Annotated in this window: 23 protein-coding genes; 8 read left to right on the top strand and 15 right to left on the bottom strand. The window is 52.8% G+C overall.

Features of this window, described 5'->3' with window-relative positions; genetic code table 11:
• Window positions 1-13: 13 nt before the first annotated feature.
• From LVJ88_RS08605 to pip, 3 genes are all read right to left on the bottom strand, one after another.
• Window positions 14-853 carry an amino acid ABC transporter substrate-binding protein gene (locus LVJ88_RS08605; RefSeq protein ID WP_054600571.1) on the bottom strand — a complete coding sequence of 280 codons (840 nt, stop codon included), beginning with the start codon at window positions 851-853 and terminating at the stop codon, window positions 14-16.
• 150 nt (window positions 854-1,003) lie between these two features.
• On the bottom strand, window positions 1,004-1,762 hold the full coding sequence (aroD, locus tag LVJ88_RS08600) for a type I 3-dehydroquinate dehydratase (protein WP_085418984.1): 759 nt from the start codon (window positions 1,760-1,762) through the stop codon (window positions 1,004-1,006).
• A gap of 101 nt (window positions 1,763-1,863) precedes the next feature.
• Window positions 1,864-2,799 carry a prolyl aminopeptidase gene (gene pip, locus LVJ88_RS08595; RefSeq protein ID WP_085418985.1) on the bottom strand — a complete coding sequence of 312 codons (936 nt, stop codon included), beginning with the start codon at window positions 2,797-2,799 and terminating at the stop codon, window positions 1,864-1,866.
• Window positions 2,800-2,969: 170 nt separating this feature from the next.
• Between pip and LVJ88_RS08590 the strand changes: the two genes are divergently transcribed.
• Window positions 2,970-3,539: a DUF1287 domain-containing protein gene (locus tag LVJ88_RS08590; protein WP_085418986.1), complete on the top strand. Its 570-nt coding sequence runs from the start codon at window positions 2,970-2,972 to the stop codon at window positions 3,537-3,539.
• 263 nt (window positions 3,540-3,802) lie between these two features.
• Window positions 3,803-4,294 carry a nuclear transport factor 2 family protein gene (locus LVJ88_RS08585; protein ID WP_085418987.1) on the top strand — a complete coding sequence of 164 codons (492 nt, stop codon included), beginning with the start codon at window positions 3,803-3,805 and terminating at the stop codon, window positions 4,292-4,294.
• Window positions 4,295-4,416: 122 nt separating this feature from the next.
• Here LVJ88_RS08585 and yhbY read toward each other — a convergent pair whose 3' ends face one another.
• On the bottom strand, window positions 4,417-4,698 hold the full coding sequence (yhbY, locus tag LVJ88_RS08580) for a ribosome assembly RNA-binding protein YhbY (RefSeq protein ID WP_054599221.1): 282 nt from the start codon (window positions 4,696-4,698) through the stop codon (window positions 4,417-4,419).
• A gap of 107 nt (window positions 4,699-4,805) precedes the next feature.
• Between yhbY and LVJ88_RS08575 the strand changes: the two genes are divergently transcribed.
• The 3 genes from LVJ88_RS08575 to LVJ88_RS08565 all read left to right on the top strand — a co-directional run bounded on the left by LVJ88_RS08575 (window position 4,806) and on the right by LVJ88_RS08565 (window position 8,188).
• Window positions 4,806-5,426, top strand: a complete 621-nt coding sequence (locus tag LVJ88_RS08575; RefSeq protein WP_054599220.1) for an RlmE family RNA methyltransferase — start codon at window positions 4,806-4,808, stop codon at window positions 5,424-5,426.
• A gap of 62 nt (window positions 5,427-5,488) precedes the next feature.
• Entirely contained in the window at window positions 5,489-7,495 is a 2,007-nt protein-coding gene (gene ftsH, locus LVJ88_RS08570; protein ID WP_085418988.1) for an ATP-dependent zinc metalloprotease FtsH, read from the top strand.
• Window positions 7,496-7,534: 39 nt separating this feature from the next.
• The gene (locus tag LVJ88_RS08565; protein ID WP_244694126.1) at window positions 7,535-8,188 is read left to right on the top strand and encodes an IS1595 family transposase; all 654 of its coding nucleotides are present in this window, start codon (window positions 7,535-7,537) and stop codon (window positions 8,186-8,188) included.
• 427 nt (window positions 8,189-8,615) lie between these two features.
• Here LVJ88_RS08565 and ykgO read toward each other — a convergent pair whose 3' ends face one another.
• The 10 genes from ykgO to LVJ88_RS08515 form a co-directional block, all read right to left on the bottom strand.
• Window positions 8,616-8,741, bottom strand: coding sequence for a type B 50S ribosomal protein L36 (ykgO, locus tag LVJ88_RS08560; RefSeq protein WP_004283474.1), 126 nt, complete (start codon window positions 8,739-8,741; stop codon window positions 8,616-8,618).
• A complete protein-coding gene (locus tag LVJ88_RS08555; protein ID WP_054599219.1) occupies window positions 8,741-9,016 on the bottom strand; it encodes a type B 50S ribosomal protein L31 in 276 nt (91 codons plus the stop codon). Before LVJ88_RS08555 ends, ykgO begins: the two co-directional genes overlap by 1 nt.
• Before the next feature lie 409 nt (window positions 9,017-9,425).
• Window positions 9,426-10,934 carry a phosphate acetyltransferase gene (gene pta / locus LVJ88_RS08550; RefSeq protein ID WP_085417706.1) on the bottom strand — a complete coding sequence of 503 codons (1,509 nt, stop codon included), beginning with the start codon at window positions 10,932-10,934 and terminating at the stop codon, window positions 9,426-9,428.
• Window positions 10,935-11,081: 147 nt separating this feature from the next.
• Window positions 11,082-12,074 (bottom strand): ornithine carbamoyltransferase, encoded by a 993-nt coding sequence (locus LVJ88_RS08545; RefSeq protein ID WP_085417705.1) that lies wholly within the window; start codon window positions 12,072-12,074, stop codon window positions 11,082-11,084.
• 113 nt (window positions 12,075-12,187) lie between these two features.
• Window positions 12,188-13,297, bottom strand: coding sequence for a methyltransferase (locus LVJ88_RS08540; RefSeq protein WP_244694140.1), 1,110 nt, complete (start codon window positions 13,295-13,297; stop codon window positions 12,188-12,190).
• 121 nt (window positions 13,298-13,418) lie between these two features.
• Window positions 13,419-14,153, bottom strand: coding sequence for a UDP-2,3-diacylglucosamine diphosphatase (locus LVJ88_RS08535; protein ID WP_085417703.1), 735 nt, complete (start codon window positions 14,151-14,153; stop codon window positions 13,419-13,421).
• Window positions 14,154-14,177: 24 nt separating this feature from the next.
• Window positions 14,178-15,308: a succinyl-diaminopimelate desuccinylase gene (gene dapE, locus LVJ88_RS08530; RefSeq protein WP_085417702.1), complete on the bottom strand. Its 1,131-nt coding sequence runs from the start codon at window positions 15,306-15,308 to the stop codon at window positions 14,178-14,180.
• Window positions 15,309-15,352: 44 nt separating this feature from the next.
• Complete coding sequence (locus tag LVJ88_RS08525) at window positions 15,353-16,102, bottom strand: NYN domain-containing protein (protein ID WP_085417701.1); 750 nt, start codon at window positions 16,100-16,102, stop codon at window positions 15,353-15,355.
• A 122-nt stretch (window positions 16,103-16,224) separates the two neighbouring features.
• The gene (gene alr / locus LVJ88_RS08520; RefSeq protein ID WP_085417700.1) at window positions 16,225-17,283 is read right to left on the bottom strand and encodes an alanine racemase; all 1,059 of its coding nucleotides are present in this window, start codon (window positions 17,281-17,283) and stop codon (window positions 16,225-16,227) included.
• A 271-nt stretch (window positions 17,284-17,554) separates the two neighbouring features.
• The gene (locus LVJ88_RS08515) at window positions 17,555-18,208 is read right to left on the bottom strand and encodes an esterase/lipase family protein (RefSeq protein WP_085417699.1); all 654 of its coding nucleotides are present in this window, start codon (window positions 18,206-18,208) and stop codon (window positions 17,555-17,557) included.
• Window positions 18,209-18,421: 213 nt separating this feature from the next.
• Here LVJ88_RS08515 and dnaQ point away from each other — a divergent pair, with 213 nt between their 5' ends.
• From dnaQ to putA, 3 genes are all read left to right on the top strand, one after another.
• A complete protein-coding gene (gene dnaQ / locus LVJ88_RS08510) occupies window positions 18,422-19,141 on the top strand; it encodes a DNA polymerase III subunit epsilon (RefSeq protein ID WP_085417714.1) in 720 nt (239 codons plus the stop codon).
• A complete protein-coding gene (gene ispD, locus LVJ88_RS08505) occupies window positions 19,138-19,836 on the top strand; it encodes a 2-C-methyl-D-erythritol 4-phosphate cytidylyltransferase (RefSeq protein ID WP_085417698.1) in 699 nt (232 codons plus the stop codon). The genes dnaQ and ispD overlap by 4 nt, the downstream gene beginning before the upstream one ends.
• Before the next feature lie 259 nt (window positions 19,837-20,095).
• Entirely contained in the window at window positions 20,096-23,737 is a 3,642-nt protein-coding gene (gene putA / locus LVJ88_RS08500; RefSeq protein ID WP_085417696.1) for a bifunctional proline dehydrogenase/L-glutamate gamma-semialdehyde dehydrogenase PutA, read from the top strand.
• A gap of 76 nt (window positions 23,738-23,813) precedes the next feature.
• On the opposite strand, the gene LVJ88_RS08495 is transcribed toward putA, so the two are convergent.
• Window positions 23,814-24,446: an isochorismatase family protein gene (locus LVJ88_RS08495; protein WP_054599209.1), complete on the bottom strand. Its 633-nt coding sequence runs from the start codon at window positions 24,444-24,446 to the stop codon at window positions 23,814-23,816.
• Window positions 24,447-24,645: the final 199 nt, after the last annotated feature.

The following is a 24,645-nucleotide window of genomic DNA, read 5'->3' as shown; positions in this document are numbered from 1 at the left end:
CGCGCTTAAAAGATCATTTAACACTTACATCTACGCCAAAGAATTGTTCGCCCAGTTTTTTCAATGTGCCGTCTGCACGCAGCTCTTCTATTGCGCCGCTGATTTTTGCCAAGGCTTCATCGTTGTTTTTGTTTAAAATCAGACCGGCACCCAATTTTTCCTCTGCGGGGGCCGTCCATGCGGTTTTCAGGCCGGAGTTCGGATTTTTCTTAAGATAATCGAGCAGGGCGAGCGAATCGTTGAATGTGAAGTCGGCACGTTTTTGTTGAACCAAAGTCAATGCCTGAGCCATGCCGTCTACCGGAATGATTTTGGCTTCGGCTTTTTGCGCCATTTCGCCGTAGTTGCTGCTCAAGGTTTGTGCGGCAGACAAACCTTTTACATCGGCCAGCGATTTAATGCGGTTGTCGTCTTTGCGGTCTACCGCCATCGGGCCTGAATAGCTGTATTCGGCAGATTTGTCGAAAGTGGCGCGGCGTTCGGGTGTGGTCAGGCTCACTTGGTTGGCTACGATGTCGAACCGGCCTGCTTTCAAGCCGGCCAACATGGCATCCCATTGGGTTTCTTTGAATTCGACTTTTACGCCGAGCTTTTCTGCTACGGCACGGGTCACTTCTACATCGTAACCGGTTAATTTGCCGCTTTCATCGTGATAGGTGAACGGTGCGTAAGTGCCTTCGGTGCCTACGGTTACCGTGCCTTTATTGTTGATGCGTTCGATCAGCGAACCGGCAACTTGGGTTTCGGGGGTGGAAGAGGCCGGAGCGGAGGCTGAAGATGAGCTGCCGCCACCGTTGCCGCAGGCAGCCAATACAAAAGCAGCCATGCTGCCGAGTACGAATTTTTTCAACATAATCATTCCAGTAAAACGTCGATAATAGAAGCAGGCATTGTACGACAATCGAAAACACAATACAAAGAATGCTTACTTCTATTATTTATAATATAAAGCTATAAGGCTTTGAGGCCGTCTGAAAATATGTTTTCAGACGGCCTGCCGATATTATTTACCTGCCAACACGTTCAAAATAAAGCGCAAATCGTTCACGCCGATCTGCCCGGGCGCGGAAGCGGTTCCCGCAGAGCCGAAAGTCATTGCCGAGCCGAAGGTTTCGCCCGCCAAACGGCTCACCACGCCCAGTTTGCCCATCGCCATCGTTACCAGAGGCTGCCGCGCATATTGATGGAACATGGTTTGCGTGGCATCGAGCAGCACCAGCACGTCGGCGGCGGATTGCGGCATCACGGCGATTTTGCAGATGTCCGCGTCCCAATCCTGCATGGTTTTCAGACGGCCTACTATCTCTTCTTTCGGCGGCGTTTTGTCGAAATCGTGATTGCACAGCAAGGCCGCCACGCCGTTGGCTTTGGCCAGTGCAACGGTTTCTTTCACTTTATCTTCGCCTGCAAACAGTTCGATATCGATGATGTCGGTCAGGCCGGAGCGTATGGCCACTTGAACCAGCGAAAAATAAACCTCCGGCGGCACGGGGCACTCGCCGCCTTCTTCGGCGCGGCGGAAGGTAAACAGCAGCGGCGTATCCGGCAGGGCGGCGCGCACTTCGCGCAGGTGTTCCATCACATAGCCGCTGTCGGCCGCACGTTCGAGAAAGTCCGCACGAAATTCCACCACATCAAAAGCCAAGCCCTGCAAGCCTGCCAAAGCGGTTTGCAGGCCGTCTGAATCTTTGGCTACCAACGGCACGCAGATTTTCGGGCTGCCTGCGCCCAGCACGGTGTTTTTGATTTTTACGGTATTCATCGAGGCGGATTCCTTTAAAAAACGGTCGGCGTATTGTACGGGATTTCAGACGGCCTGAAAGCCTGCGGGTTGAGGCCGTCTGAAAAACACGGCCGCTCTTTTCAGACGGCCAACTTGTCTGCAAATTCGTCCGCTGCCTGCACCAAGCCTTTGGCCACTTCGCCTTCAAACGCCGCATGCCCGCCCTGCACAATCCGCAAATCGGCTTCGGGGAATGCTTGTTTCAATTCCCATGCGCTCTGCATCGGCGTGCAGATGTCGTAACGGCCCTGAATAATCACGGTGGGGATATGGCGGATTTTATCTATATTCGCCAGCAACGCTTTTTCGTTTTCCAGCCAGCAGCCGTTGACGAAATAATGGTTTTCGATGCGCGAAATCGCCAACGCCTGCTCCGCATCTTCTTCCACCGGTTGCGGGTCGAACTGCACCAGCCAGCTTTCCCATTCCGCCCATGCTTTCGCCGCCCGCAGAGCCTGTTCGCGGTCTTGGCCGAACAGCATTTCATGATAGGCCTGTACGATTGCACCGCGCTTTGCTTCGGGCACGGGGGCGAGATAATGCTGCCACTGTTCGGGGTAGATGTGTTTCGCACCGCCTTGCTCGTTGAGCCAGCGGATTTCACTCTGCCGCCCCAAGAAGATGCCGCGCAAAATCAAGCCGCGCACACGTTCCGGATGGGTTTGCGCGTAAGCCAGCGAAAGTGTGCTGCCCCAAGAGCCGCCGAATACCAGCCAACTGTGTATGCCGAGCATTTCGCGTACTTTTTCGATGTCGACCACCAAATCCCAAGTGGTGTTTTCATCGGTTTCGGCATACGGTAGCGAACGCCCGCAACCGCGCTGGTCGATAATCACCACGCGGTATTTGCGGGGGTTGAAAAAGCCGCGTGCTTTCGGCGATGCCCCCGCACCCGGCCCGCCGTGCAGAAAAATCACCGGAATGCCGTGCGGGTTGCCGGATTCTTCCCAATAAATCTGATGGATGTCGGATACTTTTAACAAGCCGCTCACGCGGGGTTCGTGAATCGGATACATAAGCTTCTCCTTGCGGAAAGGGTTTGCAAAGGTCTCAGGCTGCTTTCAGACGGCCTGAAACAGTTTATGCCCATATATAATATTTATACAACTTAACTTTCAGAGGCCGTCTGAAGGCATGGCGTTTGGTTATGATATCGGTATTTTATAGTTGATTCGGAGTTATTCGGATGAAGTTTCCTGTTCGTGTGTTTCTTGCGGCTTGCGTGTTCGGGTTGAATACATTTCCTGCGTGGGCTTTGTCGCCTCAGAAATTGGTTCAAGATGCACGTTGGCAAATCGGCAAAACCGTATCTTATGATCCCGCTTATACCCGGCTGGACTATCCTATGGGCGACGTGCCGCTGCACAAAGGGGTGTGCACCGACGTGTTGATCCGCGCGCTGAGAAAGCAAGGCTGGGATTTGCAGCAGATGATTCACGAGGATATGTCGAAAAACTTTTCGGCTTATCCTAAAAAGTGGGGGTTGAAAGCAACCGACCGCAATATCGACCACCGCCGCGTGCCGAATATCGCCACTTATTTTGACCGTAAAGGTTACCGTGTTGTTGCAGGGGCTTATCGTGCGGGCGATGTGGTTACTTGGGATTTAGGGCGCGGTTTAACCCATATCGGTATTGTGTCCGACCGGAGTGTTCGCGGCAAACCCCTGATTATCCATAATATAGGACGCGGCACGCGGGAAGAAGATATTCTTTACCGCTACAAAATTACAGGCCACTACCGGTTGCCCAAATGAGTGAAATGCAAAACACTTCAAGGCCGTCTGAAACCGTTTCAGACGGCCTAAATCAAGCTCTATTCGGGTAAATTATTAATATTTTTCTTTATTTTAATATTTTTAATAAAAACATAAAATTATGATTTCCATTTTATAAATAAATAGGCAGATTGTTTGATATAAATTAAACCTTGTGCCATCACAACTTTATCGTGCAGGAATTGATGCTATCCTGAACTCAATTGCTTTCCGACCACCCTTTATTAAAAGGAGAATTCAATATGAAATTGGGTTTATTGGCCGTTTTGGCAATGTCTTCAGTATTGGCAGCCTGTACCACCGGCGTGGCAAAAAACAAAATATCTGCGGATATGGCAGGCTGTAAAGCTGTTAGTAAACAGGAAATTGCCGCTCTGTTCGACCGTTGGAACCATTCTCTGAAAAGCGGCGATGCCAAGCAGGTGGTAGCCAACTATGCTCCGGGTTCTGTTTTGCTGCCTACCATTTCCAACAAGCCGCGTTTTACACCGGAGGAGAAAGAAGATTATTTCGCACATTTCCTGATTCATAAGCCCGTAGGTTCGATCGACTTAAGCCATATACAGCTGGGTTGTAACATTGCTATGGATAACGGTCTCTACACATTTGCTTATGCAGACGGAACCAAGCATTCCGGCCGTTATACGTTTACTTACGTTTGGGATGGCAAACAATGGCTGATTTCTTCCCACCATTCTTCTTTAATGCCTGAGAAAATTTTAGGAAAAAAATAAAGCCTGAGTAAAACAATCTCGGGGTTCGGCACAAAGGCCGTCTGAAAACATTTCAGACGGCCTTTCGTAATAATTAAGAGATGGTTTAAGCAGGCTTATTGAAACAGGCTGATAGGCAGGTATTAAATTTCGGGTTTTTTACGCCACAAAACCAGCAATTTGCCGATGTGCTGTACCAGTTGCGCATCTACCGCTTCGCACAAGGCCGCGCATATCTCGACGCGTTCGGCACGGTCGTCGCCTAAAACACGCACTTTAATCAGTTCGTGCGCGGTAAGTGCCGCATCGGTTTCTTTAATTACAGAGTCTGTCAGGCCGTGTTGCCCAACCATCACAACAGGGTTCAAATGATGCGCGCGCGCCTTAAGCTCCAAAATCTCGCGTGTGGTTAATTTGTCGGTCATTTTCTTGAAATTCTTCAAACAATATAAACGCGGTATTTTACGCGAAACTGCATGGTTAAGGGGAAAATAACGTACAATAGTTCCCTTTAAACCGATAGTGGAGTGTTATGTCTGTCCGCTCGAAATCTTCCAAAGCATGGCTCAACGAACATGTAAACGATCATTATGTGCATATGGCACAAAAAGACGGCTATCGGGCAAGAGCTGCCTACAAACTTTTGGAAATCAATGAAAAAGACAAATTAATCAAACCGGGTACCGTACTGGCCGATTTAGGTAGCGCGCCGGGAAGTTGGTCTCAGGTCGCTGCCGAGTTGGCGGGCGAAAAAGGCCGGGTATTTGCACTGGATATTTTGCCGATGGACGAAATACAGGGCGTTTCGTTTATTCAAGGCGACTTTAGAGAAGAAACGGTATTGGCCGAATTTGAAGCCTTGCTGGGCAACCGCCCCTTAGACCTTGTAATTTGCGATATGGCACCCAATATGTCGGGCAATGCAGTTACAGATCAGGCGCGTAGCTATTATCTGTGCGAGTTGGCTTTGGATTTTGCCGTTAACCATTTGAAACCGGGAGGCAATTTTCTCGTGAAAGTATTTCAGGGAGCCGGTTATCAAGAGTATATGGCAGCCATGCGCGAAGCATTTGCCGTGGTACAAACGCGCAAGCCTCAAGCTTCACGCAATCGTTCCAGTGAGATTTATTTATTGGCTAAAAATAAACGCTGACAATGCAGATAGCCTGATTTAAAATCCGTTTTTGTTTTTACCCTTGTATGGAGCCTGTTTCAGTGGGGAATATATTTAAGAATGTTTTAGTTTGGCTGGTGTTGGGTGTTGCCTTAATGGCCGCCTTCAACGCCATCAGCGACAAACAGGAAAATAAACAGCAAATCGAGTATTCGCAATTTATCGAGCAAGTTAACAAAGGCGAGGTCGCTAATGTCAACATCGAAGGCTCGGGCTTGAGCGGCTATTTGATTAAAGGCGAGCGCAACGATAAAACCCGTTTTTTCACCAATGCGCCTTTAGACGATAATTTGGTTAAAACACTGCTCGACAAGCAGGTGCGCGTGAAAGTGATTCCGGAAGAAAAACCAAGCATGCTCACCAGCCTGTTCTTCAGCTTGCTGCCCGTGATGCTGCTTATCGGCGCATGGTTTTACTTTATGCGCATGCAGTCCGGCGGCGGTGGAAAAGGCGGTGCTTTTTCATTCGGTAAGAGTCGTGCCAAACTGCTTGATAAAGACACCAACAAAGTAACGTTTGCCGATGTGGCCGGTTGCGACGAAGCCAAAGAAGAAGTGCAGGAAATTGTAGATTATCTCAAAGCACCCAACCGCTATCAAAGCTTGGGAGGCCGTGTGCCGCGCGGTATCCTGCTGGCAGGTAGCCCCGGTACCGGTAAAACCTTGTTGGCTAAGGCCATTGCCGGCGAAGCGCAAGTGCCCTTTTTCAGTATTTCGGGTTCGGACTTCGTAGAAATGTTTGTCGGTGTGGGTGCCAGCCGCGTACGCGATATGTTTGAGCAGGCTAAAAAAAATGCGCCTTGTATCATCTTTATCGACGAAATCGACGCAGTAGGCCGCCAACGCGGTGCCGGTTTGGGTGGCGGTAATGATGAGCGCGAGCAAACTTTGAACCAGCTTCTGGTGGAGATGGATGGTTTTGAAAGCAACCAAACTGTGATTGTGATTGCCGCAACCAACCGCCCCGACGTACTTGATCCTGCCTTGCAACGCCCGGGTCGTTTTGACCGCCAAGTGGTTGTGCCGCTGCCCGATATCCGCGGTCGCGAACAGATTTTAAAAGTACATGCCAGAAAAGTACCTTTGGACGAATCGGTAGATTTGGTTTCGTTGGCTCGAGGCACTCCGGGTTTTTCGGGTGCAGATTTGGCCAACTTGGTGAACGAAGCGGCACTGTTTGCCGGCCGACGCAACAAAACCAAAGTTGACCAAAGCGATTTCGAAGATGCCAAGGATAAAATCTATATGGGGCCGGAGCGTCGCTCGATGGTTATGCACGAGGATGAAAAACGTGCTACTGCGTATCATGAGTCGGGCCATGCCATTGTGGCAGAAAGCTTGGATTTTACCGATCCGGTTCACAAAGTAACCATTATGCCGCGCGGCCGTGCTTTGGGTTTGACTTGGCAGCTTCCGGAACGCGACCGTATCAGCATGTATAAAGATCAAATGCTGAGCCAGATTTCGATTCTGTATGGCGGCCGTATTGCTGAAGATATTTTTGTAGGGCGTATTTCTACCGGAGCTTCTAACGACTTCGAGCGCGCTACCCAAATTGCCCGTGAAATGGTTACCCGTTTCGGTATGAGCGACAAAATGGGCGCAATGGTTTATGCCGAGAACGAGGGCGAAGTTTTCTTAGGCCGTTCCATTACCCGCTCTCAGCATATTTCGGAAAAAACCCAACAAGAAGTAGATGCCGAGGTGCGCCGTATTTTGGATGAGCAATATGCGGTAGCATACAAAATCTTGGATGAAAATCGCGATAAGATGGAAACCATGTGCAAGGCATTAATGGAGTGGGAAACCATCGATCGCGACCAAGTGGTTGAAATCATGCAAGGAAAACAGCCAAGCCCTCCTAAAGATTACAGCCACAATATCCGTAAGGAAGATGAGCTGACTGTGGTGGACAATGTTTTTGAATCACCCGAGCAGATTGAATCTTCGGAAAAAGAAGTTCCCGCGTCTGCTGAAGTGGTTACTCAAGAAACACCATCTTCGGAACAACCCGAAACAGGGCAACAGCAAAATCAAAACAAAGTTTAAGGGGCTGACGTAGATTAGCAGTCATGATAGGCTGCCAAAATGAAGATAACCCACTGTAAGTTAAAGAAGAGTCTGCAAAGAAAACTGCTTGAATATTTTGTATTGGAAGTAACCGCACGTTCTGCTGCCGATATCTTGGGTATTCAGCCCAATACGGCTATTCTCTTCTACCGTAAAATCCGTCTTGTTATCAGCCGTCATTTGGCTTTGGAAGCAGATCAGGTTTTTGAGGGCGCTATAGAATTGGATGAGAGCTATTTCGGCGGTAAGCGTAAAGGAAAGCGCGGTAGGGGAGCAGCAGGTAAAGTGGTGGTTTTCGGTATCCTTAAACGTGGAGGTAAGGTTTATACGGTTGTAGTGAATAATGCCCGAAAGGAAAGTTTATTTCCTGTTATTACAAGGAAAATTACACCTGATAGCGTAGTTTATACGGACTGCCTGAGCAGTTACGACGTGTTGGATGTCAGCGGTTTTCACCATCACAGGATTAATCACAGCAAAAAGTTTGCCGACCGACACAACCATATCAACGGCATTGAGAATTTTTGGAATCAGGCGAAACGTGTCTTGCGCAAATACAACGGAATTGACCGAAAATCTTTTCCTCTGTTCTTGAAAGAATGTGAGTTTCGTTTTAACTTCGGGACACCAAAGCAGCAGTTAAAAACTTTGCGGCTTTGGTGTGGTGTTTAGGGCTAATCTACTTCAGCCCCAAGTTTAATGTTAAACAGCAGCCTGATGGCTGCTGTTTTTTTGTCAGATTCAAATCAATACTTGTTTTGTAAGCCCGACAATACTGCAAATAAACTTAACTTGCTAAGTTGATGCAACGCTAAAAGTTAAGTTGATTGGCTGAGACCTTTGTAAAACCCCATCTGCGTCGCATTTCTGCGTTGCGCGTTGCTCACTTGTTCGCCATCTATATGATATGTCTGCACTCGCTGTGCTGCTAAGCCTTGAACTGCATCCACATCTGAAGGTTTTGCAAAAAGGTCTCCGGCTATATTGCTGTAACGTAGATTAATGGTAGCTCCTGGACAGCCTAAATAAAATCGGTACCAAGCAGATGCTCGGTACCGATTTTTTTTCTGTGTTAAATGAATTTTTTTAAAAGCAAAAATCAGCGTTGACGGGCTTTAAAGCGGGGATTGCTCTTGCAGATAACATATACTTTGCCTTTGCGGCGCACAATTTGGCAATCGCGATGGCGTTTTTTAGCTGATTTTAAAGAGGATAGCACTTGCATTATTTATCCTTTCTGAACGAGTTCATCATAGATTGGTAACGCTGGTTAAACTTGCTGGCGCGCCCCTCGTTGTTGTAGGCGCGTTGTTTGCCGGTATAAACGGGGTGTGAAGCTGAGGAAGTATCCAGCATAAATACGGGATATTCGTTGCCGTCGTGCCATTTCATGGTTTTACCGTGCGTATTGGCGCATGAACGGATCAGCCATCCTTCGTTGGCTCCGCTATCGAAAAACAATACGGTGCGGTAATTTTCGGGGTGTAGATTGGGTTTCATCGGGAATGTCTCCTGTATTAAACGTTATAATATAACATTATATTCTATTTAAGAATAGTTATCAAGTGTGCAGCCGGTTTTTATGTGGGATAGCTAGTAAGGTCAATCAACTTATTTTTGATACAAGGCAGCAAGCTGCAGACAGTATGAGTAATAAGGCAGGCGTATTAATGCCGTAGCAAAAAAGTTTATTTTCTATATCTAAACCGCTAAAGCGGCAACAGAATCGGTTCCATACTACTTTACTGTCTGCGGTTTGCTGCCTTGTATTAAAAATGTGTTGGTTGACTATATATATCCACCCGCGATATATATCTACCCGCCATAGAAAATCCGGTGGTTATGAAAAGCCAAAGGCCGTCTGAAATTTATTTTTCAGACGGCCTTTGGCTTTTAAGGTTAAAACGGTTTATTTACCCATTTGTACGGCTTGAATAGCAGTCAGTGCGATGGTGTACACGATATCGTCTACCAATGCGCCGCGCGACAGGTCGTTTACCGGCTTGCGCAAGCCTTGCAGCATGGGGCCTACGCTCAATACGTTGGCGTTGCGCTGTACGGCTTTGTAGGTGCAGTTGCCGGTATTGAGGTCGGGGAACACCAACACGGTGGCTTGGCCGGCCACTTTGCTGTCGGGTGCTTTGGATTTGGCTACGCTCGGTACGGTGGCGGCATCGTATTGCAGTGGGCCGTCCACGTCGATATCGGGGCGTTTTTCACGCACAAGGGCGGTGGCTTGGGCGACTTTTTCTACGGCGGGGCCGGCGCCGGATGTGCCGGTTGAGTAGGAAATCATGGCTACTTTGGGCGGAATGCCGAAGGCTTTGGCGGAATCGGCAGATTGGATGGCGATGTCGGCCAATTGTTCGGCAGTCGGCTCGGGGTTTACTGCGCAGTCGCCGTAAACCAGCACTTGGTTGGGCAGCAGCATGAAGAATACGCTGGATACCAAGCTGGCTCCGGGAGCGGTTTTAATCAGTTGCAGGGCGGGGCGGATGGTGTTGGCGGTAGTGTGTACGGCGCCGGATACCAAGCCGTCCACATGGTCTTGCGCCATCATCATGGTGCCGAGCACAACGGTGTCTTGCAGCTGTTCGCGGGCTTGTTCGGGTGTTAAGCCTTTGCTCTTACGCAGTTCGCACATCGGCTCGACGTATTGGTCGATTAAGGTGGCGGGGTCGATTATTTCCAAAGAATCGGGCAGGGTAATGTGGCGTTCTTTGGCTACGGCTTCCACTTCTGCGCGCGGAGCCAGCAATACGCAGCGGGCGATGCCTTTTTCATGGCAGATAGCTGCGGCTTGTACGGTACGCGGTTCGGCACCTTCGGGCAATACGATGCGTTTGTTGGCTTTACGCGCGGCTTCCATCATGTTAACGCGGAATTGTGCGGGCGACATGCGGCCGGTTTTTTTCAACAGCAAATCGGTATTGCAGATGTTTTCGGTAGAGCCGAGATAAGCCAAACCTGTTTTTTCGGCAATCGACGCACCCAAACCGGCATCGGCGCCGTCCAACACAAAACCGGCCAATACGCCGGGAGCGGTAACATAAGCCTGCTTGGCAATGTTCAGTTTTTTGGTCAGGTGCTCGGCATTGCCGTCGTGGGTAAATACGGAAAACACAACATTGGCATCAAGCGATAAAGCCAATTCGATGTTGCGGGTGGAAAGAAAGATTTTTTCCGCATCGGGTTTGATGCCTTTGATGACCACGTTTTCGGCATCGAGTTTGCTGACTCGTGAAACCAGCATATCCAGCCAATCGTCGCATTTGCCGTCGCACAGCATTTTTTCGGCATCGCCGGTTTCGTCTAAGGCGCGCGAAGCAACCGCATTAGGCATGGCGGCGGCAACGGCTTGGGTAACGGCCCAGCCGTCGGAACGGGTAGATACGGGAACAATCAATACAGTAGCCATAGCTTATTTATCCTTTTGGTCAATCGTAGTAACGGAATGGAAAACGCGGCAATTTTAGCACTTTGGTTGGGCGGTTTATACCGTTAATTTTCCGGAACGGGCGGCTATTGCCCGGACGAGCGTTCAAAAAAACGTGAAATCAAACGTTTAAGACAACAAAGCCACCATCACGGCTTTAATGGTGTGCATGCGGTTTTCGGCTTGGTCGAACACAACCGAGGCAGGGCCTTCGAACACTTCTTCGGTTACTTCTACGCCGTCCATGCCGAATACTTGGTAAATCCATTCGCCGATTTTGGTTTCGCGGTTGTGGAAGGCGGGCAGGCAGTGCATGAATTTAACGTGCGGATTGCCGGAAGCGGCCATCAGTTCGGCGTTAACTTGATAGGGGGTGAGCAATTCGATGCGTTCTTTCCACACGCTTTCGGCTTCGCCCATGGAAACCCATACGTCGGTGTGGATGTAGTCGACGCCCTTCACGGCTTCCTGCGGGTTGTCGGTGAGTGTGATGCGGGCGCCGCTGTTTTCGGCAATGCGGCGGGCGCGGGTGATGAGTTCTTCAGACGGCCACAGTTCGCGCGGCGCACCGATACGCACGTCCATGCCCAATACGGCGCCGCCGAGCAGCAGGGAATTGCCCATGTTGAAACGGGCGTCGCCCATGTAGGCAAATGCGATTTCTTTCAGCGGTTTGCTGCAATGTTCGCGCATAGTGAGCATGTCGGCGAGAATTTGGGTGGGGTGGAATTCGTCGGTAAGGCCGTTGAACACGGGTACGCCGGCGTATTTGGCCAGCTCTTCGATGATTTGCTGGCTGTATCCGCGGTATTCGATAGCGTCGTACATGCGGCCGAGCACGCGGGCGGTGTCTTTGATGCTTTCTTTGTGGCCGATTTGGCTGCCGCCGGGTTCGAGATAGGTAACTTGTGCGCCTTGGTCGTAAGCAGCCACTTCAAAGGCACAGCGTGTGCGGGTGGAGGTTTTTTCAAAAATCAGCGCGATATTTTTGCCTTTCAGTTTTTGTTGTTCCCGGCCGCTTTTTTTGGCGGCTTTTAATTCGGCGGAAAGGTCGAGAAGGTATTGGATTTCTTCGGGGGTAAAGTCCAGCAGTTTCAGAAAATGGCGGTTTTTGAGATTCATGTCGGATTCCTGAGGGGTGGGGTAAGGAAGGTTCAGACGGCCTGAGACAGGGTATATCAAGGGGATAGTAATTTATTTTTTATATTCATTCAAATACCCTGTGTCGATGGTGTTTACGCCGCTTTCAAGCGATAAAGAAACGTGGTTTCGCGGCTGCGGGCGAAGGCCAGCGGATCGGCTGCATCATCGGCTTTGCGGTGGGTGGGGCGGGTGCTGAGTATATCGACCACTTGCAGTGGGGCCGTCTGAAAACATTCGGCCAGAAAATCGGGAGAACGCAGATGCAGGTGTTCGGCCAAGTCCGACATAATCAGCCACGCTTCGCCGTTTTCGTTCAGATGGCCGCGCACGCCGTTGAGAAAGCCTTTGAGCATGGCGTGGCCAGGGTCGTAGAGCGCGGCTTCGATGGCGGAAGTGGGTTTGGCGGGCAACCACGGCGGGTTGCACACGATCAGGTCGGCTTTGCCTTGCGGGAATAAGTCGGCGGTTTCGATGCGGATGTCTGCCGAGAAGCCGAGGCGTTCGATATTGGCTTGGGCGCACGCTATGGCGCGGGGATTGGTGTCGGTGGCGGTAATATCGGAAATGCCTCGGCGGGCGAGCAGGGCGGCAATCACGCCGGAACCGGTGCCGATATCGAAAGCGGTTCGGCATTCAGACGGCAGCGGCGCTTGGGCGATTAAATCGAGATATTCGCCGCGCAAGGGAGAAAAGACGCCGAAAGGAACATGAATGCGGGCGTCGAGCGCGGGCACGAACACGCCTTTTTTGTGCCATTCGTGCGCGCCGATGTAGCCGAGCAGGCGGTTGAGCGGCAGTAGAAACGGTTTGCCGTCGGGTGTGCCGTAAACGTCGGCAAGGGCGGCGGCAACATCGGGGGCGCGCGGCAAGTCGAGAGAAAAGTCTGCGCCGATTTCTACGGCCAACATATTGAGCAGACGGCTGTTTTGCGATTGGCGCATGCGGTGGCTGTGGAAGGCCGTCTGAATATCGCCATCGGCTTTGCTGTTGGGTTTGCGCAGGCGTTTTTTCATGGCGGCCAGCACTTGTTTGGCGTTGTGATAATCGCCCGTCCAAACGGTGGCTGTGTTGTCGCGGGCGGCGGCCAGCACGGCGGCTGCGTTGGTTTCGCCGCTGTAAACGGCTTGTGCGGGCGGTTTTTGGGTGCTTTCGCTGCGCCATTCGAGTTCATGGCCGCGGTTGGTGGGGATGTGGGTAGACATGGGTGGCCGGGGAAAAAATAGGTGCTGGGAGTGTACTATATTTTGTGGGCGGATGCGGGCTTTGCGGGTGGTTGGGCGGCGGGCAGGGGTGTTCGCCCTGCATTATTTGTTGCAACAGTTTTCAGACGGCCTCTAAAGGCTTTATCTCCGCTCCGTTTTCATGAACCGTCAAATAACCGCCGCGCACGCCGTGCCAATCGGGCAACACATAGCGGGTAACGGTTTGGCCGTGGCGGGTGTGTTGGTGGACATTCGGCCTGTGGGTGTGGCCGTGGATGACGGCTTGGGCTTGGGGATAGCGGCTTAAGGCCGTCTGAACGCCGTGTTCGGTTACGTCGGAAAGGGCGGTTTGCCCCATTTGCTGTTTCTTGTTTTTGCTGGCGGCGCGCAGGCGGTGGGCGATGCGCTGTCGGCGGTTTTGCGGCAGGGAAAGCAGGGTTTTGCGGATAACGGGATGGCGGATAATGCGGCGGAAGCGTTGGTAGGAAACGTCGTCGGTGCACATTTCGTCGCCGTGGGTAATCAGATAGGTGGTGCCGTAGAGTTCGGCGATGTGGTTGTCGGGCAGCAGCGTGATGCCTGCTTGTTCTGCGTAACGTTTGCCGAGCAGAAAATCGCGGTTGCCGCAGATGAAATACACCGGCGCGGTTTGGCTGAAGGTTTTTAATGCCGAGGCCGTCTGAACGGCGATGTCGCTCAGGATGTCGTCGCCGAGCCATACTTCAAATAAGTCGCCCAAGATATAGAGCGCGTCCACCTTGCCCTGCCAGCGGTTGAGAGATTGCAGAAACAGGCGGTTGAGTTCCGGCGTGTCGTCGGAAAGGTGAAGGTCGGCGATGAAGATGGTTTGGCGCATAGGCTGGTGTGTGAGTGGACGGCCTCAGAGCAGGGCTTTGAGCATTTCTTCGTACACCGCCGAGAGTTTGGGAATGTCGCTCAGCAGCACGTTTTCGTTAATCTGATGGATGCTGGCGTTGCTGGGTCCCAGTTCGATCAGTTCGGCGGCGATGGCTTTGATGAAGCGGCCGTCCGACGTGCCGCCGCTGGTGGAAAGTTCGGTCTGTATCCCGCACACTTTGGCAACGGCTTCGCGGGCGATGTCGGTCAGGCGGCCGGCTTCGGTGAGAAACGGCTGCCCCGAGCACGACCATTCCAAATCGTAGCTGACTCCGTGGTTGTCGAGAATATCGTGCACGCGCTGTTTGAGGCCGATGTCGGTGGATTCGGTGGAAAAACGAAAATTGAATTTCACGTTGAGCGTGCCGGGGATGACGTTGGTTGCACCAGTACCGCCGTTGATATTGGAAATCTGAAAGCCGGTGGGCGGGAAATATTCGTTGCCTTTGTCCCATTCGGCGGCGGTCAGTTCGGCCAGCGCGGGCGCAAAGGTATGTATGGGGTTCAACGCCAGATGCGGGTAGGCGATGTGGCCTTGTTTGCCTTTAACGGTAAGGTTGCCGGAAAGCGAACCGCGGCGGCCGTTTTTCACCGTGTCGCCCAGCGTTTCGACGGCGGTGGGTTCGCCGACGATGCAGTAATCAATCAATTCGCCGCGCGCTTTGAGTGCGTCCACCACTTTGGTGGTGCCGTCGTGCGCGTCGCCTTCTTCGTCGGAGGTAATCAGCAGGGCGATACTGCCCGTGTGATCGGGGTTGGCGGCGACAAAACGCTCGCAGGCGGTAACGAAGCAGGCGATGCTGGTTTTCATATCCGCCGCGCCGCGCCCGTAAAGGCGGCCGTCGCGCTCGGTCGGCTCGAACGGCGGCGAATCCCATTTTTCAGACGGCCCCGGCGGCACTACGTCGGTATGCCCCGCGAAACATACCACCGGTGAAGTTGTGCCGCGCCGCGCCCAAATGTTTTTGGTGTCGCCGAAATTCATTTCTTCAACGGTAAAGCCGATTTTTTGCAGCCGTTCGGCCAAAATCTGCTGGCAGTTTTGGTCGTCGGGCGTAACGGAAGGTTGGGCGATGAGTTGCTTGGTTAAGGCGAGAGATTGGGTGTCGTTCATAATTTATAGCTCTTTTTTCTTTGCATGGTTTTATGAATATCCAGTTAAGCTGCCTTAATCGATTTATCTCTTTTGTTGCGCACAAACATTTGTGAGCGGTTTTCGGCCAGCTTTGTTTCAAATATATCAATTGCTCTGACAAGATCACCTAACTTGGAATATCCATAGTTCTTACTGTCAAATGATGACTGATTATTGATAATTTTCCCTACTTCATTCAAACCTGCCCAGCCATCTTCATCGCGACAATGGGCAATGGCATCACGTAATAGGTTCATTAATGAAGTATTACTTTTTAATTCTGCTCCGGTTTGCTTACGAATGCCTGTTTCTTGCGCCAATTCATTTTCATTATTGTCATCTAGAAATAAAAATTTGTTACATGCTGCAACCAAAGCCTTGGACGACTTATTTCTCTCGCCAAAACCAATTACTTGTTTCCCCTCCATTTTGATACGCATAGCTAACGGTGTGAAATCACTATCTGAAGAAGCAATACAAAACACATCTATTTTTCCTTGGAACAGTAAATCCATAACATCGATTGTCATTGCCATATCAGTAGCATTTTTCCCTGATGCGTAATCAAATTGCTGTACAGGAGCCAAAGCGTAATCCAATAATATCCCTTCCCACCCTTTTAAACTTTCTTTTTTCCAGTTGCCATAAATCTTTCTGACCATTACCGAGCCATAACTCGCTAATTCATTAATTATAAATTCAATTTTTTTAGCTGGAGCATTGTCGGCATCAATGAATAATGCAACCGTTGATTGTTCTGTGTGGTTCTTCATTCAGTTTCCCCTTCATATTGTGATTATTCAAAAAGCAAAAATTATTAGTAAAGGCCGTCTGAAAACTTTTTCGCACGGGTTTTAGCGAAACTCGTACGGCTCGCTTTCAAACGGCCTGTGTGTTATTCGTAATAAGTAAACTTGGCGCGCTTGACGTTGCACAATAATTCGTAGGCAATCGTGCCTGCCGCTGCCGCCACTTCGTTGATGTTTACCGTGTCGCCCCACAGTTCCACTTCGTCGCCGATGCCTTCTTGGGAAACGTCCAGTTCGATGGTCATCATGTCCATAGAAATGCGGCCGATTAAGCGGCTGCGGTGGGTGCCGACGGCCACGGGCGTGCCTGTCGGGGCGTGGCGGGGGTAGCCGTCGGCATAGCCGCAGGCAATCAGGCCAACGCGGGTGGATTTTTGCGTATAAAACACCGCGCCGTAGCCCACGGGCGAATGCGGCTGCAACACGCGTTCGCCAAACACGCGCGTGCTCAGGCGCATCACGGGTTTCAGGCGTTCGTCGCTGCCGCCGAAAGGCGATATGCCGTAAAGCGCAATCCCCGCTCTGCCCCAGTCGCGGCGGGCTTCGGGAAAGCGCAGGATGGCGGCGGAATTGGCCAGACTTTCTTCGCCTTCCAAGCCTTCGCAGCCCAAATCGAACGCTTCAAGCTGGATTTCGGTCATGCCGCTTTCGGGGTCGTCGGCACAGGCGAAATGGCTGAACTTCACAATCTCGGCCACGTTCGGATTCTGCTTCAAGGCGGTGTAGGCGGCGGCGTAGTTGTGCGGAAAGAAGCCGGCACGGTGCATGCCGGAATCCATTTTCAACCACACTTTCACGGGAGCCTGCCATTCGTGGTGCAGCAGGGCTTCAAGCTGCCATTGGCTGCATACGGCGGGCCACAGGCGGTATTGGTCGACCAGCGCGTATTCTTTGGCTTCAAACACGCCTTCGAGCAGCAGAATCGGGTTTTCGATGCCGTTTTCGCGCAATTGCACCGCTTCTTCAATGGAGGCGACGGCAAAACCGTCGGCCATGTCCGCCAACGCATGGGCGCACCGCACCGCGCCGTGCCCGTAGGCATTGGCCTTTACCACCGCCAGCAGTTTGTTGCCGTGGATGTTTTTCAGCGTTTGGTAATTGTGGCGCAGGTTGTCGAGGCGGATTTGGGCGTTCAGCGGGCGCATGATTCGGAGTGTCCTTTGTGCGGGTTTCGCAGCGGGTGTGTGAATAAGGTTGGTGGCCGTATGTGTTTGTTTGCTTGAGGCCGCGGGCGGCTGGATGTGGCTTTTCAGACGGCCTGTATGTAAAGAATGGAATTATAGGCCGATTGGCGGCGTTTTAAAACATGAAACCTTTGCAAAACCCCCATCTGCGGCTGGCTGTTTTGTATCGGAAATAAGTTTTTTACCGTATCTATGGAAGGGCGGATAGGCAGAGGCCGTCTGAAAGGGCGGTTTAGATGGCGTTGCCGCTTTGGTCTGTGTGGATAAAGCGGCCATGCAGCAGAAAGGCGGCGGCTTGGGCGGCTACTTGGCGGTCGAACAGCATGGCGGTGTGCGAGGTCGGCAAAACGATATGGTCTTTCATACCCGTGCAGCAGGTTTCCCGTATCGTAACCGTGCCGTCGTGCCCGCCTTGAATGCCCAGCAAGCGGCCTACACCGACGGTTTTGCTGCCTGCCAAGCTGCCCAATTCGATGCCGTCGGGAAGGGCGGGAACGCAGCCGTCCAAAGCATCGCAATAAGATTCGCCCAAAGTAAAACGCGCCAACCCCAGCCGCTTCAATCGGGCGGCGGTAAAGCTGCCTTGGTGCGGCGTACCCAGAGTAACGATTCTGCCGCGTACATATTCGGGATAGGCCGCGGCAAAATGGCGCAATACCAAACCGCCCAAACTGTGGCCGACAAAATGCAGCGGCTCGTTGCAGCGCAAATAATAAGCGCCGACGTGTGCGCCCAGCGCGGCGGTGTGGGCGGAAATCGGATGCGTGAGGCTGCGGTAGCCGAAGGTGTCGGCCATAAAACCGTGCCGGCTTATCAGGCGGGCGAAAGGCTGCATCACCCAAGGGCGCATATACAGGCCGTGCAGCAGTAAAACGCGAAGAGACATATAGATTCTTTATCGGTAATTATTTTGCGGCGGAACGCCTTAATCAATGAGCGTATTATACAACCGCCAAACCGCATGGTTATCAATGCTTGTGCGGTGCTTGGAGAACGCGCCCGCTTTCATGCTGCGGCGGCATTCGGCACTTATCTTTGTTTTTACTTTCCCATGTGCTTTTAGTATGATGCGCCAACCGAATTTTTGATGAAAACACGCATGAATACCCGCCAAATCATTCTCGATACCGAAACCACCGGCCTTTACCCCAACAGCGGCGACAGGCTGGTGGAGTTTGCCGGTTTGGAGATGGTCAACCGCAAGATGACCGCCAACGCCCTGCACCTTTATGTCCACCCCGACCGCGACATCCCCGAAGACGCCGCGGCGATACACGGCATCACTTTAGCGCAGCTCGAAGAAAAAAACGCCCCCAAATTTGAAGAAGTGGGGCGGCAGATTGCCGAATTTTTGCGCGGCGCGGAGTTGATTATCCATAACGCCAAGTTCGACGTAGGTTTTCTCGATATGGAGTTCCGCCGCATGGGGCTGCCGACCATCGAAGAACTGGGCTGCCAAGTAACCGACACCCTCGGCATGGCGCGCGAGATGTTTCCGGGGCAGAAAGTGAGCCTGGATGCTTTGTGTACCCGCTTTGCCGTCGACCGCAGCAAGCGCGTGTTCCACGGTGCGTTAATCGACTGCGAGCTGCTGGGCGAAGTGTATTTGGCGATGACGCGCGGACAGTTCGACCTGATGGCCGACAGCCCGGCAGACGAACCGCAGGCCGTGGGTGCGTCGGTTGATTTCCAACGCCCGGCCTATTTGAAAGTGGTGGCGGCCGATGCCGAAGAGTTGGCGGCGCACGAGGCTTATTTGGACGGTTTGGACAAAACCGTAGGCGCAGCGTGTGTGTGGCGCGCGGAGAGGCAGGCATGAAACGCCATATCGCCTTGATTCCCGCCGCCGGTGTCGGCGAACGCTTCGGCGCGGGCAAACCCAAGCAGTATGTAGAAATCAACGGCCGCACCGTTTTGGCGCATACCCTCGATATTTTTACCGCTCACCCCGACATCAGCCTGACAGCGGTTGTGTTGTCGCCCAACGACACATATTTTAGCGAAACGCACCAAGCCTGTTTTCAGACGGCCTCAGATCAATTAATCGTGCTGCGCTGCGGCGGCGAGAGCCGAGCGGAAACCGTAAGAAACGGATTAAACGCCCTGCTGGAGCGCGGTTTGGCCGATGCGGGAGACAACATTCTCGTGCACGATGCCGCCCGTTGCTGCTTGCCCGCCGAAGCCCTCGGCCGTCTGATAAGCGAAGCGGGCGACGCCGAAGAAGGCGGCATTTTGGCCGTGCCGGTTGCCGATACCCTCAAGCAGGCCGACGAACACCGCCGCATTAACGCCACCGTGCCGCGCAACGCTTTGTGGCAGGCGCAAACGCCGCAGCTTTTTCGGGCGGATTTGTTGCAGCGGGCATTGGCAGAAGGCGATTTAAGCCGGATAACCGACGAAGCATCGGCGGTAGAAATGCTCGGCATCCGCCCCCGTTTGGTGCAGGGCGACAGCCGCAATTTAAAGCTCACTTTGCCGCAAGATGAATTTATCGTGCGTTTGTTGTTGAAATGAATGCAGGCCGTCTGAAATGATTTTTCAGACGGCCTTAATATGTTATTAATTCGATGATGCAACGGCAGGATGAGACCTTTGCAAAACCCTCAGATGTGGATGCAGTTCAAGGCGTAGCAGCACAGCGGGTGCAGACATATCATACAGATAGGCAAACGAGCGGGCAGCGCACAACGCAGAAATGCGCCGCAGATGGGGGTTTTGCAAAGGTTTCAGGATTTGGCTGCCGCATCAAGAAAACCAAGCTTCGGAGAAAAACATGTTTAGCTTTACCAAACCCCAATCCGCTTTGCGTGATGCCGTAACCGCCGCCTACCGCCGTAACGAGGCCGAAGCGGTGGCCGATATGCTGCAACGCGCCGAAATGAGCACGCAGGAAAAAGAAGAAGCGGCGAAACTGGCGCGGCGGCTGGTTACGCAGGTGCGCGCCAACCGCACCAAAGCCAGCGGCGTGGATGCGTTGATGCACGAGTTTTCACTGTCGAGCCAAGAAGGTGTGGCCTTGATGTGTTTGGCCGAAGCCTTGCTGCGGATTCCCGATAACGCCACCCGCAACAAGCTGATTCAAGACAAACTTTCGGGCGGCAATTGGAAAAAACACCTCAACAACAGCCCGTCGCTGTTTGTGAACGCCGCCGCGTGGGGGCTGCTGATTACCGGCAAACTCACCGCCGCCAACGACGACAAAACCTTGGGCATGGCCTTAACCCGCATCATCGGCAAAGGCGGCGAGCCGATGATACGCAAGGGCGTGGACTACGCCATGCGTTTGTTGGGCAAGCAGTTTGTTACCGGCCAAACCATAGGCGAAGCCCTGCAAAACGGCAAAGAGCGTGAAAAATCGGGCTACCGTTTTTCGTTCGACATGCTCGGCGAAGCGGCAATGACGCAGGCCGATGCCGACCGTTATTATCAGGATTATGTAAACGCCATCCACGCCATCGGCCAAGATGCGGCGGGTGCGGGCGTGTATGAAGGCAACGGCATTTCGGTAAAACTTTCCGCCATCCACCCGCGTTATGCGCGCGCCCAGCACGAACGTGTGATGAGCGAACTGCTGCCGCGTTTGAAAGAGCTGTTTGTGCTGGCGAAACAATACAATATCGGCCTGAACATCGATGCCGAAGAAGCCAACCGTTTGGAACTGTCGCTCGACCTGATGGAAGCATTGGTCGGCGATGCCGATTTGGCCGGCTTCAACGGCATCGGTTTTGTGGTGCAGGCTTATCAGAAACGCTGCCCGTTTGTGATTGATTATTTAATCGACCTCGCCCGCCGCCACAACCAAAAACTGATGATCCGCTTGGTGAAAGGTGCATATTGGGACAGCGAAATCAAATGGGCGCAGGTGGACGGTTTGAGCGGCTATCCCGTTTACACCCGCAAAGTCCACACCGACGTATCTTACCTCGCCTGCGCCCGCAAGCTGCTGGCCGCGCAAGATGCCGTGTTCCCGCAGTTTGCCACTCACAACGCTTACACCTTGTCGGCCGTTTACCAAATGGGGCAGGGCAAAGATTTTGAATTCCAATGCCTGCACGGTATGGGCGAAACGCTGTACGACCAAGTGGTCGGCGCACAAAATTTAGGCCGCCGCGTGCGCATTTACGCCCCCGTCGGCACGCACGAAACCCTGCTGGCTTATTTGGTGCGCCGCTTGTTGGAAAACGGTGCCAATTCGTCGTTTGTGAACCAAATCGTTGATGAAAATGTGAGCATAGACGACTTAATAAAATGCCCGCTCGATGTCGCCGCGCAAACACAAGGCAAAATGCACGCCGCGCTGCCGTTGCCGCGTAACCTTTACGGAGCAGGCCGTCTGAATTCGCAAGGTTTGGATTTGAGCAACGAGTTTGTGCTGCAACAACTGCAAGACGAGATGAACGCCGCCGCACGGCAAGATTTTCAGACGGCCTCCATCACTGCCGTGGCCGTAGCAAGCGGCGAACCGCAGCCCGTGCGCAATCCCGCCGACCACGGTGATATGGTCGGCACCGCCGCCTTTATTCAGACGGCCTCCGTCAGCGATGTGGTGGCCGCTGCCAAAGCCGCAGAACAGACATGGGCGACCAAGAGGCCGTCTGAAAGGGCGGAATGCCTGCGCCGTTTTGCCGACATGCTCGAAGCCCACATGCCCGCGCTGATGATGCTGGCGGTGCGCGAGGCGGGCAAAACGCTCAACAACGCCATTGCAGAAGTGCGCGAAGCAGTCGATTTCTGCCGCTATTACGCCGACGAAGCCGAAACCACCTGTGCCGAACGCGCGCCGGTCGGCACTATTGTCGCCATCAGCCCGTGGAATTTCCCGCTGGCGATTTTTGTCGGCGAAGTTGCGGCCGCGTTGGCCGTCGGCAATACCGTGATTGCCAAGCCCGCCGAGCAAACCAGCCTGATCGCCCATTACGCCGTGCGGCTGCTGCACGAAGCGGGCGTGCCGCAAGACGCGCTGCAACTGGTGTTGGGCGCGGGCGAAGCGGGCGCGGCATTAACGCAAGACCAACGCATCAACGGCGTGATTTTCACCGGCTCTACCGAAGTGGCCAAACTGATTAACCAAGCCCTGAGCCGCCGCGCCGACAACCTCGTGCTGATTGCCGAAACCGGCGGCATGAACGCAATGATTGTCGACAGCACCGCGCTGGCCGAGCAGGTGTGTACCGATGTGCTGGCTTCCGCGTTCGACAGCGCCGGCCAGCGTTGTTCCGCCCTACGGATTTTGTGCGTGCAGGAAGACGTGGCCGACCACATGATTCGGATGATTAAAGGCGCGATGAACGAGCTGAACGTCGGCAATCCGATACGCCTTGCCACCGACATCGGCCCCGTGATTGATGCCGAAGCGCAACAAAACCTGCTGGCGCACATCAACAAAATGAAAGGCGTAGCCAAGTCGTATCACGAAATCAGGCCGTCTGAAAACGAGCGGAGCGAGTTTCGCCAAAACGAGCGGAGCGAGTTTCGCCAAAACGGCGGCAATGCCACATTCGTTGCGCCGATATTGTTTGAATTGAACAACTTAAACGAACTGCAACGCGAAGTGTTCGGCCCCGTGCTGCATGTGGTGCGCTACCGTGCCGACGAACTCGACAGCCTGATCGATCAAATCAACAGCAAAGGCTACGCGCTCACCCACGGTATCCACAGCCGCATCGACGGCAGCATCGAACATATCTGCGGTCGCATCGAAGCGGGCAACATATATGTGAACCGCAACATCGTCGGTGCCGTCGTCGGCGTGCAGCCCTTCGGCGGGCACGGCTTGTCGGGCACCGGCCCCAAAGCGGGCGGCGCGTTTTACCTGCAAAAACTCAGCTGCGGCAAATGGCAGATGCCCGCGCTCACCCGCAACGGCAAAGCCGACGAAGCTGCGCTGGCCGTGTTGGAAAACCTGATGCAGCAGATGGGCTTCGACCACGAACAAAAAGTGCGCTTGGGCGGTTTGATGGGCGAAACGCGCATACACACCCTGCGACAAGCCGAAGCCCTGCTGCCGGGGCCGACAGGCGAGCGCAACAGTGTGGCATGGCGTGCGCCTGAAAAAGTATGGCTCTACGGCGGCAGCTTGGAAAACGCCTTTGCCGCGCTGATTCAACTGGTGGCGGCGGGTTCGGCGGCAGTCGTTACCCAAGAACACCCGCTGGCCATCTGGCGCGAACATTCAGACGGCCTGATTGAAGTGAGCAGCCGCAACGTGCCCGAAGGCATCAGCCATCTGGCCGCGCTGGAACCGCTCCCCGCCGAACTCAAACAGCAGGCCGCACAGCAAGACGGCGCAATCGTCAAAATACTCGATGCGGCAAACGGTGTGGATATTTTGCAGGTGTTTGAAGAAATCAGCGTCAGCGTCAATACCACCGCGGCAGGCGGTAACGCAAGCCTGATGGCGATGGCGGAAAGCTGATACCGTTTTAATCACAACCGAGGCCGTCTGAAAAAGTTTTCAGACGGCCTCGATACATGTGGATTAACCATAACAATCAATGTGCCACTTCCAGCAACAAATCGGGAATTTCATCCGTATGCTTTACAATCAGCGCACCGGCTTTTTCCATATTGCGGATGGCCTGCTGCTCTTCACGCTCGCTCAAGCTGCGGCAGGCATCTAAATTAACGATTACCCGCCATTTGCCGTACCAACACAGTTGCAGCACCGTAGCCTGAACACAGTATTCCGTAGTCAATCCGCCGATGATCAGGGTATCCGCGTTACGGCAAACCAGCCATTCAATCAAGCCGGTACTGATGTTTTCGGCCATATCGTGAAAACATGCGCCGAACGTATGCACATTGTTTTCCAACCCGATATGCACCAAAAAATGATAGTTTTCAGAGCGCGGCAGCCCCGGCAGATTGCCATAACCTTCCGTTCCCAACACGGCATGGCTGATCCATTGTTCGGCAGATTCCAAAGGAAGATAACCGTTTTGAGTGTCGGTAAGCCAAGATTCATGACCCGCATGGGCGTCTTTCGTCAACACCCGGTAATCCGCCCAAGCAGCTTGCCGGTTCAGGTGCGGCACAATCGAGAGCGCGCCGGGTACGGGCAGCTCGTCGGGGCAGAGTTCGGAAAAAGTTTTTTGCGGATGGATATCGATGGCAACAATACTCATAAGTTTCTCTTCAATAAACGAATAATGGTGTCGTATGTTTTTCGGAGGATGTGAAACGTATCCGGTAACTTGGCTATTCACACAAAGCAGCTTAATGTAAGCTTTCTTGATATTCGGTAGATATTACAGATAATCGGTAATTTTTGCAAAAAATATTGCATGTAACTATGTTGAATCAATAATCAGCCGGTAAACCGCA

Origin of the sequence: Neisseria dumasiana, from assembly GCF_022870885.1 — a bacterium.
In the GTDB taxonomy this organism is placed as follows: Bacteria; Pseudomonadota; Gammaproteobacteria; order Burkholderiales; family Neisseriaceae; genus Neisseria; species Neisseria dumasiana.
Note: the sequence above shows the minus strand (reverse complement) of the source record. Positions and strands in the feature narration are given on the sequence as shown.

What these genes read in the sequence shown, in the direction of transcription:
- pta (WP_085417706.1), bottom strand. Translation starts at nt 10,934, where the DNA reads ATGGCTACTGTATTGATTGTTCCCGTATCTACCCGTTCCGACGGCTGG.
- LVJ88_RS08515 (WP_085417699.1), bottom strand. Translation starts at nt 18,208, where the DNA reads ATGTCTCTTCGCGTTTTACTGCTGCACGGCCTGTATATGCGCCCTTGG.
- ykgO (WP_004283474.1), bottom strand. Translation starts at nt 8,741, where the DNA reads ATGCAAGTGCTATCCTCTTTAAAATCAGCTAAAAAACGCCATCGCGAT.
- LVJ88_RS08575 (WP_054599220.1), top strand. Translation starts at nt 4,806, where the DNA reads ATGTCTGTCCGCTCGAAATCTTCCAAAGCATGGCTCAACGAACATGTA.
- LVJ88_RS08565 (WP_244694126.1), top strand. Translation starts at nt 7,535, where the DNA reads ATGAAGATAACCCACTGTAAGTTAAAGAAGAGTCTGCAAAGAAAACTG.
- pip (WP_085418985.1), bottom strand. Translation starts at nt 2,799, where the DNA reads ATGTATCCGATTCACGAACCCCGCGTGAGCGGCTTGTTAAAAGTATCC.
- dapE (WP_085417702.1), bottom strand. Translation starts at nt 15,308, where the DNA reads ATGAACGACACCCAATCTCTCGCCTTAACCAAGCAACTCATCGCCCAA.
- LVJ88_RS08535 (WP_085417703.1), bottom strand. Translation starts at nt 14,153, where the DNA reads ATGCGCCAAACCATCTTCATCGCCGACCTTCACCTTTCCGACGACACG.
- LVJ88_RS08590 (WP_085418986.1), top strand. Translation starts at nt 2,970, where the DNA reads ATGAAGTTTCCTGTTCGTGTGTTTCTTGCGGCTTGCGTGTTCGGGTTG.
- LVJ88_RS08525 (WP_085417701.1), bottom strand. Translation starts at nt 16,102, where the DNA reads ATGAAGAACCACACAGAACAATCAACGGTTGCATTATTCATTGATGCC.
- dnaQ (WP_085417714.1), top strand. Translation starts at nt 18,422, where the DNA reads ATGAATACCCGCCAAATCATTCTCGATACCGAAACCACCGGCCTTTAC.
- LVJ88_RS08495 (WP_054599209.1), bottom strand. Translation starts at nt 24,446, where the DNA reads ATGAGTATTGTTGCCATCGATATCCATCCGCAAAAAACTTTTTCCGAA.
- LVJ88_RS08540 (WP_244694140.1), bottom strand. Translation starts at nt 13,297, where the DNA reads ATGTCTACCCACATCCCCACCAACCGCGGCCATGAACTCGAATGGCGC.
- yhbY (WP_054599221.1), bottom strand. Translation starts at nt 4,698, where the DNA reads ATGACCGACAAATTAACCACACGCGAGATTTTGGAGCTTAAGGCGCGC.
- LVJ88_RS08605 (WP_054600571.1), bottom strand. Translation starts at nt 853, where the DNA reads ATGTTGAAAAAATTCGTACTCGGCAGCATGGCTGCTTTTGTATTGGCT.
- alr (WP_085417700.1), bottom strand. Translation starts at nt 17,283, where the DNA reads ATGCGCCCGCTGAACGCCCAAATCCGCCTCGACAACCTGCGCCACAAT.
- LVJ88_RS08545 (WP_085417705.1), bottom strand. Translation starts at nt 12,074, where the DNA reads ATGAATCTCAAAAACCGCCATTTTCTGAAACTGCTGGACTTTACCCCC.
- LVJ88_RS08555 (WP_054599219.1), bottom strand. Translation starts at nt 9,016, where the DNA reads ATGAAACCCAATCTACACCCCGAAAATTACCGCACCGTATTGTTTTTC.
- aroD (WP_085418984.1), bottom strand. Translation starts at nt 1,762, where the DNA reads ATGAATACCGTAAAAATCAAAAACACCGTGCTGGGCGCAGGCAGCCCG.
- LVJ88_RS08585 (WP_085418987.1), top strand. Translation starts at nt 3,803, where the DNA reads ATGAAATTGGGTTTATTGGCCGTTTTGGCAATGTCTTCAGTATTGGCA.
- putA (WP_085417696.1), top strand. Translation starts at nt 20,096, where the DNA reads ATGTTTAGCTTTACCAAACCCCAATCCGCTTTGCGTGATGCCGTAACC.
- ispD (WP_085417698.1), top strand. Translation starts at nt 19,138, where the DNA reads ATGAAACGCCATATCGCCTTGATTCCCGCCGCCGGTGTCGGCGAACGC.